The 10,763-nt window shown below is 75.0% G+C and carries 12 protein-coding genes; 6 read left to right on the forward strand and 6 right to left on the reverse strand.

The annotated features are described in order from the left end of the window. The 3 genes from GTQ99_RS13700 to GTQ99_RS13710 form a co-directional block, all read left to right on the forward strand. Nucleotides 1–623 (forward strand): biotin transporter BioY (locus GTQ99_RS13700; RefSeq protein ID WP_205707451.1); only part of this gene is annotated, 623 nt, incomplete at its 5' end. Then, entirely contained in the window at nucleotides 620–1,303 is a 684-nt protein-coding gene (locus GTQ99_RS13705; RefSeq protein ID WP_166616295.1) for an ATP-binding cassette domain-containing protein, read from the forward strand. The genes GTQ99_RS13700 and GTQ99_RS13705, both read left to right, overlap by 4 nt. 22 nt (nucleotides 1,304–1,325) lie before the next feature. Then, the gene (locus GTQ99_RS13710; protein ID WP_166616296.1) at nucleotides 1,326–1,955 is read left to right on the forward strand and encodes a CbiQ family ECF transporter T component; all 630 of its coding nucleotides are present in this window, start codon (nucleotides 1,326–1,328) and stop codon (nucleotides 1,953–1,955) included. A gap of 85 nt (nucleotides 1,956–2,040) precedes the next feature. Here the strand turns inward: GTQ99_RS13710 and GTQ99_RS13715 are convergent, their stop codons facing one another. The 5 genes from GTQ99_RS13715 to GTQ99_RS13735 all read right to left on the reverse strand — a co-directional run bounded on the left by GTQ99_RS13715 (nucleotide 2,041) and on the right by GTQ99_RS13735 (nucleotide 6,641). Next, nucleotides 2,041–2,412, reverse strand: coding sequence for a metal-sulfur cluster assembly factor (locus GTQ99_RS13715; RefSeq protein ID WP_166616297.1), 372 nt, complete (start codon nucleotides 2,410–2,412; stop codon nucleotides 2,041–2,043). Between the two features lie 63 nt (nucleotides 2,413–2,475). Continuing rightward, entirely contained in the window at nucleotides 2,476–3,234 is a 759-nt protein-coding gene (gene sufC, locus GTQ99_RS13720; RefSeq protein ID WP_166616298.1) for a Fe-S cluster assembly ATPase SufC, read from the reverse strand. 1 nt (nucleotide 3,235) lies between these two features. Continuing rightward, complete coding sequence (gene sufD / locus GTQ99_RS13725; RefSeq protein WP_166616299.1) at nucleotides 3,236–4,459, reverse strand: Fe-S cluster assembly protein SufD; 1,224 nt, start codon at nucleotides 4,457–4,459, stop codon at nucleotides 3,236–3,238. Continuing rightward, entirely contained in the window at nucleotides 4,459–5,838 is a 1,380-nt protein-coding gene (gene sufB / locus GTQ99_RS13730) for a Fe-S cluster assembly protein SufB (RefSeq protein WP_166616304.1), read from the reverse strand. Before sufB ends, sufD begins: the two co-directional genes overlap by 1 nt. 59 nt (nucleotides 5,839–5,897) lie before the next feature. Next, on the reverse strand, nucleotides 5,898–6,641 hold the full coding sequence (locus GTQ99_RS13735; protein ID WP_205707452.1) for a helix-turn-helix domain-containing protein: 744 nt from the start codon (nucleotides 6,639–6,641) through the stop codon (nucleotides 5,898–5,900). A gap of 156 nt (nucleotides 6,642–6,797) precedes the next feature. Here GTQ99_RS13735 and GTQ99_RS13740 point away from each other — a divergent pair, with 156 nt between their 5' ends. After that, a complete protein-coding gene (locus GTQ99_RS13740; protein ID WP_166616301.1) occupies nucleotides 6,798–7,751 on the forward strand; it encodes an ATP-binding cassette domain-containing protein in 954 nt (317 codons plus the stop codon). After that, nucleotides 7,748–8,533 carry an ABC transporter permease gene (locus GTQ99_RS13745; RefSeq protein WP_166616302.1) on the forward strand — a complete coding sequence of 262 codons (786 nt, stop codon included), beginning with the start codon at nucleotides 7,748–7,750 and terminating at the stop codon, nucleotides 8,531–8,533. The genes GTQ99_RS13740 and GTQ99_RS13745 overlap by 4 nt, the downstream gene beginning before the upstream one ends. 96 nt (nucleotides 8,534–8,629) lie before the next feature. Here the strand turns inward: GTQ99_RS13745 and GTQ99_RS13750 are convergent, their stop codons facing one another. Continuing rightward, nucleotides 8,630–9,649 (reverse strand): heme o synthase, encoded by a 1,020-nt coding sequence (locus tag GTQ99_RS13750; protein WP_166616303.1) that lies wholly within the window; start codon nucleotides 9,647–9,649, stop codon nucleotides 8,630–8,632. Nucleotides 9,650–9,959: 310 nt separating this feature from the next. Here GTQ99_RS13750 and GTQ99_RS13755 point away from each other — a divergent pair. Continuing rightward, nucleotides 9,960–10,763, forward strand: an 804-nt coding sequence (locus GTQ99_RS13755; RefSeq protein ID WP_476702860.1) for a transketolase family protein, incomplete at its 3' end; no start/stop codon positions are given.

A 10,763-nucleotide genomic window follows, 5' to 3' on the forward strand; every position in this document is an offset into this window, starting at 1 on the left:
CCCCGGCCCCGCGCACGCGCCCGCGCACGGACCCGCGCGGCGCTCCCGCCACCGGGGTGCGCCGCCCCGTCGACCGCACCCGCGACCTCGCCCTCGTGGCCGTCTTCGCGGCGCTGGTGTGCGCGCTGGCGCTGACGCCCGGCATCCCGGTGGGCCCGCTGGCGGTGCCCATCACCCTGCAGACGCTGGGGGTCATGCTCTGCGGTGCGGTGCTGGGGCCCTGGCGCGGCGCCTGCGCGGCGCTGCTCTACCTCGTCGTCGGGCTGGCGGGCGTGCCCGTCTTCGCGGGCGGTGCGGCCGGGCTGGGCGTGCTGGCCGGGGCCAGCGCCGGCTTCCTGCTGTCCTACCCGCTCGCCGCGCTCGTGGTGGGGGCGCTGGCGCGCGCGGGCGCGCGCCGCGGCCACCCGCTCGCCGGGACCGTCGCGGGCGCCCTCGCGGGCGGCATCGGCGTCGTCTACGCCGGCGGCGTCCCCGGCATGGCGCTGGCCGGCGGCCTGCAGCTGCCGGCCGCCGCCGCGCTGGCGCTGCCGTTCCTGCCCGGGGACCTGGTGAAGGTCGTGCTGACGGTGCTCGTGGCCGTCCCGGTGCACCGCGCCTTCCCCCGGTTGCTCGCCGCTCGGTGATCTCGCTGGCCGGGGTCGGCGTCGACGCGGCCGAGGGCGCGGTGCTCGACGGCGTCGACGTCGAGCTCCCCGGCCGCACGACGGCGCTGGTGGGCCCCAACGGCTCCGGCAAGTCGACGCTGCTGCGGCTGCTGGACGGGCTGGTGCTGCCCTCGCGCGGCCGGGTCCTCGTGGACGGCCTGGACCCCGAGCACGACCTGGCGCGGCTGCGGCGCCACGTCGGGTTCGTCTTCACCGACCCCGACGCGCAGCTGGTGATGCCGACGCCCGCCGAGGACGTCGCGCTGTCCCTGCGGCGCACCGGCCTGCCGCGGCGCGAGCACGAGCGGCGCGCCCGCGAGCTGCTGGCCGCCCAGGGCCTGGGCGAGCGCGCCGACGCCAGCGTGCGCGAGCTCTCCTCGGGGCAGCGCCAGCTGCTGGCGCTGACCGCGGTGCTGGCGACGGGGCCGGTGGTGCTCGTGTGCGACGAGCCCACGACGCTGCTGGACCTGCGCACGGCCCGGCGGGTGGCGGACGTCCTGCTGGACCCGCCCGCGCCGGTGCGCCAGGTCGTCGTCGCCACCCACGACCTGGAGCTGGCCGCGCGGGCGCAGCGGGCGCTGTGGCTGGAGGACGGGCGCGTCGTGGCCGACGGCCCGGCGCCCGAGGTGGTCGCCGCCTACCGGGCGAGCGTGCCGTGAGGCGCTCGTGAGGCGCGGGCTGGTGGACGCGCCGCCGCTGCTGGGCTCCTTCACCCCGGGGCGCTCTCGGCTGCACCGGGCCCGCCCGGGGGTCAAGCTCGCCGCGCTGGCGCTGCTGGCGCTGAGCGCGGGGCTGCTGCGCTCGCTGCTGCCGGACGCCGCCGCGGCGGGCGCCCTCGGCGCGCTCGTCCTCGCCCTGGCGCTGCTGGCGCGCTGCACCGGCGTCGGCGCGCGGCCGCTGCTGGCGCAGCTGCGGCGCACCTGGTGGCTGCTGGCGGCCCTGGCGGCGGTGCAGCTGTGGCAGGCGGGCCCGGCCCGCGCCGCCGCCGTGGTCGCGGCCCTGGTGGCGTGCCTGTGGGCGGCGACGCTCGTCACGGCCACCACGCCCGTCCCGGCGCTGCTGGCCAGCGTCGTGGCGGGCGCCCGGCCGCTGCGCCGGCTGGGGGTGGACCCGGAGCGGGTGGGGCTCGCGCTGACGCTGACGCTGACGAGCATCCCCGTGGTCGGGCGGTTGCTGGCCGAGTCGCGCCAGGCCGCGGCCGCGCGCGGGCTGCAGCGCGACCCGCGGGCGCTGCTGGTGCCGACGGTGGTGCGCACGGTCGCCCACGCGGAGGGCGTCGGCGAGGCGCTGGCCGCCCGCGGGCTGGGCTGAGCGCCCGGCGGGCGGACGACGGGACCCCCGGCGCCGGGTGGCGCCAGGGGTCCCGGTGCGTGCGTGCGGCGCCTCGAGGACCGGCTCAGACGTTGAAGCCGAGCGCGCGCAGCTGCTCGCGCCCGTCGTCGGTGATCTTCTCCGGGCCCCACGGCGGCATCCACACCCAGTTGATGCGGTGGTCGGCGACGACGTCGACGAGCGCCTGCTGGGTCTGGTCCTCGATGACGTCGGTCAGCGGGCAGGCCGCGCTGGTCAGCGTCATGTCGATCGTCGCGACGTTGTCGTCGGAGATCGTCAGGCCGTAGATGAGCCCCAGGTCGACGACGTTGATCCCCAGCTCGGGGTCCACGACGTCCCTGAGGGCCTCCTCCACCTCGGCGACCGACGCGGGCGTCGGTCCCTGCGCGGCGGGCGTCGAGACCTCGCTCACGGCCTCGCTCACGGTCTCGCTCATGCGGTCCTCCTCGGACGTCGGTGCGGGGTGCGGCGGCCGGCGGGGCGGCCGCCGCCGGCGGTCTCAGGCGCGGGCCAGGAACCGGTCGTAGCCGCTCTCCTCGAGGGCGTCCGCCAGCTCGGGGCCGCCCTGCTCGGCGACGCGGCCGTCGACGAAGACGTGGACGAACTGCGGCTTGATGTAGCGCAGGATCCGCGTGTAGTGCGTGATGAGCAGCACGCCCGGGTTCACGTTCGCCAGGGCGCGGTTGACGCCCTCGGAGACGACCTTGAGCGCGTCGACGTCCAGGCCGGAGTCGGTCTCGTCGAGGATCGCGAACTTCGGCTTGAGCAGCTCCATCTGCAGGATCTCGTGGCGCTTCTTCTCACCGCCGGAGAAGTGCTCGTTGACGTTGCGCTCGGCGAAGGAGGGGTCCATCTTCAGGTCGTCCATCGCCTGCTTGACGTCCTTGACCCAGGTGCGCAGCTTGGGGGCCTCGCCGTCGATCGCGGTCTTGGCGGTGCGCAGGAAGTTGGAGACGGTGACGCCGGGGACCTCGACCGGGTACTGCATGGCCAGGAACATGCCGGCGCGGGCGCGCTCGTCGACGCTCATGGCGAGGACGTCCTCGCCGTCGAGGGTGACGCTGCCGCCGGTGACGGTGTACTTGGGGTGCCCGGCGATGGAGTAGGCCAGGGTCGACTTGCCGGACCCGTTGGGGCCCATGACCGCGTGCACCTCGCCGCTGGCGATGGTGAGGTCGACGCCGCGCAGGATCTCCTTGGTGGAGCCGTCGGCCTCGTCGACCGTCACGTGCAGGTCGCGGATCTCGAGCGTGGACATGTCAGTTCTCCTCAGCGCTCGCGGCGGCGAGCGGGGTCGCGGCGAGCTCGGTCTCGATCGTGGTCATGAGGCGCTGCGAGATCTCCGGGATCCCGATGCGGTCGACGATGCCGGCGAAGAAGCCGCGCACGACCAGGCGGCGGGCCTCCTCGGCGGGGATGCCGCGCGCCTGCAGGTAGAACAGCTGCTCGTCGTCGAAGCGGCCCGTCGCCGAGGCGTGGCCGGCGCCGACGATCTCGCCGGTCTCGATCTCCAGGTTGGGCACGGAGTCGGCGCGGGCGCCGTCGGTGAGCACAAGGTTGCGGTTGAGCTCGTAGGTCTCGGTGCCCTCGGCGGCCGCGCGGATGAGCACGTCGCCGATCCACACCGCGTGCGCGCCCTGGCCCTGCAGCGCGCCCTTGTACTCCACGTAGCTGCGGCAGCTCGTCGCCTCGTGGTCGACGAACTGGCGGTGCTCCAGGTGCTGGCCGGCGTCGGCGAAGTACACCCCGAGCGCCTGCGCGTCCCCGCCGGGACCGGCGTAGCTGACGTTCGTCGACAGCCGCACGGCCTTGCCACCCAGGCTGACGGCGATGTGGCGCACGTGCGCGTCGCGGCCGACGCGCACGTCGTGCTGGCCGGCGTGGACGGCGTCGGCGTCCCACTCCTGCAGCGTCACGACGGTGACGTCGGCGCCGTCGCCCACCCGGACCTCCACGTTGCCGCGGTGCGCGCCGGAGCCCACGTGGGAGACCACGACGAGCGCCTTGGCGTGGTGGCCGGCCTCGATCACCAGGTGGCCGGCGGTGGTCCGCCCGGCCTGCCCGCGCACGGTCACCAGGACCGGGGCGTCCAGCTCGGCCTCGGCCGGCACGCGCAGCAGGTGCGCGACGTCGGTGGCGGCCCAGCCGGCGGCGGCGGCGCGGTCGCCCGGCACGAACGCCCGCCCCGCACCGACCTCCTCGCGGGTGCCGGTGCGGTGCTCGACCTGCGCGGGCGCGTCGACCTCGACGGCCGCGACCGCGCCCGCCCCGTCGGCCTCGAAGAGGGGGGCGAACTCGCGCAGCGGCGAGAACTTCCACTCCTCCTCGCGGCCGGTGGGCACGGCGAAGTCGGCGACGTCGTAGGACGTCGGGCGCTCCGCGCGGCTGGCGTCGGGGACGATCCCGCCGCCGTGGCTGTGCGCGCGCGCCGTGTTCGCCGGCGTCGTGGTCGTCGGGTCGGTCGTCTCGTCGACGGCGGTCATCAGCCGACGGCCCCTTCCATCTGCAGCTCGATGAGGCGGTTCAGTTCCAGCGCGTACTCCATGGGCAGCTCGCGCGCGACGGGCTCGATGAACCCGCGCACGATCATCGCCATGGCCTCGTCCTCGGCCATGCCGCGGCTCATGAGGTAGAAGAGCTGGTCGTCGGACACCTTGGAGACGGTCGCCTCGTGCCCCATGACGACGTCGTCCTCGCGGATGTCGTTGTAGGGGTAGGTGTCCGAGCGGGAGATCGTGTCCACCAGCAGCGCGTCGCAGCGCACCGTCGAGGCGGAGTGGTGCGCACCCTCCAGGACCTGGATCAGGCCGCGGTAGGAGGTGCGGCCACCGCCGCGGGCGATCGACTTGGAGACGATCGAGCTGGCGGTGTGGGGCGCGGCGTGGACCATCTTGGCGCCGGCGTCCTGGTGCTGGCCGGCACCGGCCATCGCGATGGACAGCGTCTCGCCCTTGGCGTGCTCGCCCATGAGGTAGATCGCCGGGTACTTCATCGTCACCTTGGAGCCGATGTTGCCGTCGACCCACTCCATCGTCGCGCCCTCGGCGGCCGTGGCGCGCTTGGTGACGAGGTTGTAGACGTTGTTGGACCAGTTCTGGATCGTCGTGTAGCGCACGCGGGCGTTCTTCTTGACGACGATCTCGACGACCGCGGAGTGCAGCGAGTCGCTCTGGTAGATGGGCGCCGTGCAGCCCTCGACGTAGTGCACGTACGAGCCCTCGTCGGCGATGATCAGCGTGCGCTCGAACTGGCCCATGTTCTCGGTGTTGATCCGGAAGTAGGCCTGCAGCGGGATGTCGACGTGGACGCCCTTGGGCACGTAGATGAACGAGCCGCCCGACCACACCGCGGTGTTCAGCGAGGCGAACTTGTTGTCGCCGACGGGGATGACGGTGCCGAAGTACTCCTTGAAGAGCTCCTCGTGCTCGCGCAGGCCCGTGTCGGTGTCGACGAAGATGACGCCCTTCTCCTCCAGGTCCTCGCGGATCTGGTGGTAGACGACCTCGGACTCGTACTGGGCCGCGACGCCGGCGATGAGCCGCTGCTTCTCGGCCTCGGGGATGCCCAGGCGGTCGTAGGTCGACTTGATGTCGGCCGGCAGCTCGTCCCAGCTGGTCGCCTGCTTCTCCGTCGAGCGGACGAAGTACTTGATGTTGTCGAAGTCGATGCCGGTGAGGTCGGAGCCCCAGTTGGGCATGGGCTTGCGGCCGAAGAGCTTCAGGGCCTTCAGGCGCAGCGCGAGCATCCACTCGGGCTCGTCCTTCTTGGCCGAGATGTCGCGCACGACCTCCTCGGACAGCCCGCGCCTGGCGGACGAGCCCGCGACGTCGGAGTCCGCCCAGCCGTAGCGGTAGTTGCCCATGCCCTCCAGCTCGGCAGGACCGGTCAGCTCGGTGGTCTGGGTGTCGGACACGGTGTCTGTCACGGTCGTCGTCCTTCCGTTGGCGTCTGCTGGTCCGCGGGCGAGCCCGCGGCGCGGTCGTGGGGGTGGGTCCGCCCCGGACCCCGCCCGGAGCCCGGTGCGGGCCCCTGGGCCGGTCCCTCGTGCGGGACGAACGTGGTGCAGACGTGGTCGCCGTGGGCGAGGGTGGCCAGCCGCTGCACGCGCGAGCCGAGGATGCGCTCGAAGGCGCGCCGCTCCGCCTCGCACAGCTGCGGGAAGGCCTGCGCCACCCGCTGCACCGGGCAGTGCCCCTGGCACAACTGGGTCCCCTCGGCGGCTGTTCCCTGCGCCACCGGCCGGGCGCTGGCCGAGAAGCCCTGCTCGGCCAGCGCCGCGGCGAGGGCGTCCACGCGCTCGGCCGTGCCGGCGCCGGCCAGGTCGCCGGCCCGCTGGCGCATCGACTCCTCCAGCGCGGCGAAGCGGCGGGAGGCGAAGTCCTCCACGGCGCCCGGCCCGGCCACCTCGGCCAGGTAGGCCAGCGCGGAGAGCGCCATGTCGTCGTAGCCGGCCGGCAGGGCGTCGTGGCCCGCGGAGGCCACGACGAACTCCTTGGCGGGGCGGCCGCGGCCGCGGCGCTGCTCCGGGCGCGGCTCGCGCGCGTCGAGCACGCCCTCGGCGAGCATGGCGTCCAGGTGGCGGCGCACCGCCGGGCCCGTCAGGCCGAGCACCTCGGCGACGCGGGCGGCGGTGACGGGGCCGAGCTCGGCCACGGCGGTGCGCACGCGGGTGCGCGTGCGCGCCTCGTCCGCCCCGGCGGCCGAGCGGCCCCGAGGTGAGGCTCCCCTCACCAATTCCACAACTTCCATGTTACCTAATTGTCGCCCCGGTTCCCACCGGGGGTCCGCGGGCTACTACCGCGGCTCGTAGACTGCCCCCTCGTGGCCGTCGGCTCTGCTCCCCCCGCCCCTGCCGACCCGGCCGGCGCCGCCGTCGAGGTGCGCGACCTGCGCAAGGCCCTCGGCGGCAGGACCGTCCTGGACGGGCTGAGCTTCCGCGCCGAGCGCGCCAGCGTCACCGCCCTGCTGGGGCCCAACGGCGCCGGCAAGACCACGACCGTCGCCTGCTGCGAGGGACTGCGCCGCCCCGACTCCGGCAGCGTGCGGGTGCTCGGCCTGGACCCGCACGCCGACGCGGGCGCCCTGCGCCCGCGGGTGGGCGTGATGCTGCAGGACGGCGGGCTGCCCACCGGCGTCGGCGCCCTGGAGGCGCTGCGCCACGTCGCCGGCCTGCACACCCGCCCCCTCGACGTCGGGGCGCTGGCCGAGCGCCTGGGGCTGACCTCCTTCGCCCGCACCCGGGTGCGCCGGCTCTCCGGCGGGCAGCGCCAGCGGCTGGCGGTGGCCTGCGCGCTGGTGGGGCGTCCCGAGCTCGTCTTCCTCGACGAGCCCAGCGCGGGGCTGGACCCGCAGGCCCGCCTGGCCGTCTGGGACGTCGTGCGCGAGGCGCGCGCCAGCGGCGTGTCGGTCGTGCTCACCACCCACCTCATGGAGGAGGCCGAGCGCCTGGCCGACGCCGTGGTCGTCGTCGACCACGGGCGGGTGGTGGCCAGCGGCACCCCCGAGGAGCTGACCCGGGCGCCGGCCGCGCTCACCTTCACCGCCCGCCCCGGCCTGCCGACGACCTCGCTGCTGTCCGCGCTGCCCGTGGGCGCGCAGGTCGCCGAGACCTCCCCGGGGCGCTACGCCGTCACCGGCGTCGAGGTCGACCCGCGCGTGGTGGCCACGCTCACCTCCTGGTGCGCCGGGCACGACGTGCTGCCCGAGGGGCTGGGACCGGTGCGCCGTACCCTCGAGGACGTGTTCCTCGACCTCACCGGCCGGAGCCTGCGGTGAGCGCGAGCGCCGCCGCGAAGGCGCCCGGGCGCGCGCCCCTGGACCTGTCCCCCGCGGGCACCGCGGCCCCCTGGGGGCGCCGCGTGCGCCACCAGGCGGCCTTCGAGGCGCGGATCGCGCTGCGCAACGGCGAGCAGCTGCTGCTGACCCTCGTGCTGCCCGTCCTCGTCCTCGTCGGCGTCACCCGCGTCGCCTCCCTGGACCTCGGCGAGGGCGAGCGGCCCGCGCTGGCCGTGGCGGGCGTGCTGGCGCTGGCCGTCGTCTCGACGGCCTTCACCGGCCAGGCCATCGCCACCGGCTTCGACCGCCGCAACGGCGTCCTGCGGCTGCTGGCCACCAGCCCGCTGGGGCGCTCGGGGCTGCTGGCGGGCAAGGTCCTGGCGGTCCTGGCGCTCGTGCTCGTGCAGGTGCTGGTGCTCGGCGCCGCGGGCGCGCTGGTCGGCTGGCGGCCCGCGGCGGGCGCCCTGCTGGCGGCCGTGCCGGCGCTGCTGCTCGGCGTGGCCGCCTTCACCGCCCTCGGCCTGCTGCTGGCCGGCACCGTGCGCGCCGAGGGGACGCTGGCGGTCGCCAACTTCGCCTGGGTGCTGCTGCTGGCCGGCGGCGGCCTGGTGCTGCCCTCCCCGCTGGGCGCCGCCGGCGGCCTGCTGCCCTCCGGGGCCCTCGGCGACGCGCTGCGGGCCGCCGTGGGGGCCCGGGAGCTGGCGCTCGGCCCGCTGCTCGTGCTGGCCGCCTGGGCGGTCGCGGCGAGCCTCGCGGTGGCGCGCTGGTTCCGCTGGGAGTGAGCGCGCCGCCGCCCGCCGCACGAGGAGGTCCCGAGCACGGGCGAGGCCCCGCCACCGGTCCGGTGACGGGGCCTCGCCCGTGGGGCTCCGGGAGGCTCAGGAGGGCCAGGCGACGTGCAGGAGCGGGTCGAGGGCCACGGCCAGCGACAGCAGCGTCAGGTAGGTGATCGAGCCGTGGAAGACGCCCATGGGGCTGATGCGCCGCAGCTGCTCCAGCGTCCCCGCGTCGCGGCCGCCGGTCTCGCGCTCGAAGCGGCGCGAGCGCCGGTGCAGGCCCACGGTCTGCAGCAGGAAGCCGGTGCCCAGCACCAGGGCGGCGACCCCGTAGACGAGGCCGGCGCCGCCGACCGGCACCAGCAGCAGCGAGCACAGCACCATGGCCACCGTGTAGGCGACGATCTGGCGCGAGACGGTCGTGGGCCGCGCCACCACGGGCAGCATCGGCACCCCGGCGTTGGCGTAGTCCTCGCGGTAGCGCACCGACAGCGGCCAGTAGTGCGGCGGCGTCCAGAGGAAGATCACGCCGAACAGCACGAAGGGCGCCCAGTCCAGGCGCCCGGTGACGGCCGTCCAGCCGATGAGCACCTGCATGCAGCCGGCGACACCGCCCCAGACGATGTTCTGCGACGTGCGGCGCTTGAGCAGCAGCGTGTAGCCCACGATGTAGAGGGCGATCGCCGCCAGCGCCAGCAGCGCGGACAGCACGTTGACGAACGCCACGAAGATCGCCACCGAGGCCAGGCCCAGGGCGGTCGCGAACACCAGCGCCTGGCGCGGGCTGACCTGCCCGGTGACCAGCGGGCGGTTCCGCGTGCGCTTCATGAGCGCGTCGATGTCGCGGTCGAAGTAGCAGTTGAGCGTGTTGGCGCAGCCGGCGGCCAGCGCGCCCCCCACGAACGTCGTCACCACGAGCCACGCCGGCGGCAGGCCGCCCTCGGCGAAGAGCATCACCGGGACGGTCGTGATGAGCAGCAGCTCGATGATGCGCGGCTTGGTGAGCGCCACGTAGGCGGCCACCCGCGGGAAGCGCGGGGGCCGGGCGGAGCGCCGCCGGCCCAGCAGGCTGGTCCGGGAGTGCGCGGGAGCGTCGGTCAGACGCGAGTCGACGGCGGTCACAGTGTCCTCGGGGCGAGGCGACAAGCGGGCACCTCCGAGCTTACGCCGCTGCTACGCGCTGTCGTTGACGGGCTCGCCGCCGCCCTCGCGAGCTGCGCCTGCGCACGCTGCGAGTAGGCTCGTCCACGTGATCCGTCCGCGGCCCCGCCGCGGCACGGGCACCGCACGCACTGCAGACGACGAACGCCTCGGGACGCCACGGTCGTACCGCCGGCCGTGACGCACGACGGAGACACAGAGCGGACCACGGCCGGTCCCCCACCGCCATCCCGGCGCTGGTCGGTCAGCTGGTTCGCACGGGAGGAGACACGTGAGCCAGCCCAGCCTCGAGTGGAGCGACCTGGACCAGAAGGCGGTCGACACGGCCCGCGTCCTGGCCATGGACTCGGTCCAGCGCGCCGGCAACGGTCACCCGGGCACGGCCATGAGCCTCGCACCGGTGGCCTACCTGCTGTTCCAGAAGATCCTCCAGCACGACCCCGCCGACCCGGACTGGACGGGTCGCGACCGCTTCGTGCTGTCGTGCGGGCACTCCAGCCTGACCCTGTACGTCCAGCTCTACCTGGCCGGCTACGGCCTGGAGCTCGACGACCTCAAGGCGCTGCGCAAGTGGGGCTCCAAGACCCCCGGCCACCCCGAGCACGGGCACACCGCCGGTGTCGAGATGACCACCGGCCCGCTGGGCCAGGGCCTGTCCTCCGCGGTCGGCATGGCGATGGCCGCCCGCCGCGAGCGCGGCCTGTTCGACCCCGACGCCGCCCCGGGCACCAGCCCGTTCGACCACCACGTCTACGTGCTGGCCTCCGACGGCGACATCGAGGAGGGCGTCACCAGCGAGGCCTCGGCCATCGCGGGCGTGCAGGAGCTGGGCAACCTGGTCGTCATCTACGACCAGAACCACATCTCCATCGAGGACGACACCAACATCGCCCTCACCGAGGACACCGCCAAGCGCTACGAGTCCTACGGCTGGCACGTGCAGTCGATCGACTGGACCAACGGCGGCGAGGGCCCCTACACCGAGGACGTGGCCGGCCTGCACGCCGCGGTCGAGGCCGCCAAGGCCGAGACGGGCAAGCCGTCGATCATCGTGCTGCGCACGATCATCGCCCAC

Origin of the sequence: Kineococcus vitellinus, assembly GCF_009906315.1 — a bacterium.
Taxonomy (GTDB): Bacteria; Actinomycetota; Actinomycetes; order Actinomycetales; family Kineococcaceae; genus Kineococcus; species Kineococcus vitellinus.

Excerpts from the sequence above, each read along its gene's own strand:
- sufC (WP_166616298.1), bottom strand. The coding sequence starts at position 3,234 with ATGTCCACGCTCGAGATCCGCGACCTGCACGTGACGGTCGACGAGGCC.
- sufD (WP_166616299.1), bottom strand. The coding sequence starts at position 4,459 with ATGACCGCCGTCGACGAGACGACCGACCCGACGACCACGACGCCGGCG.
- GTQ99_RS13715 (WP_166616297.1), bottom strand. The coding sequence starts at position 2,412 with ATGAGCGAGACCGTGAGCGAGGCCGTGAGCGAGGTCTCGACGCCCGCC.
- sufB (WP_166616304.1), bottom strand. The coding sequence starts at position 5,838 with ATGGGCAACTACCGCTACGGCTGGGCGGACTCCGACGTCGCGGGCTCG.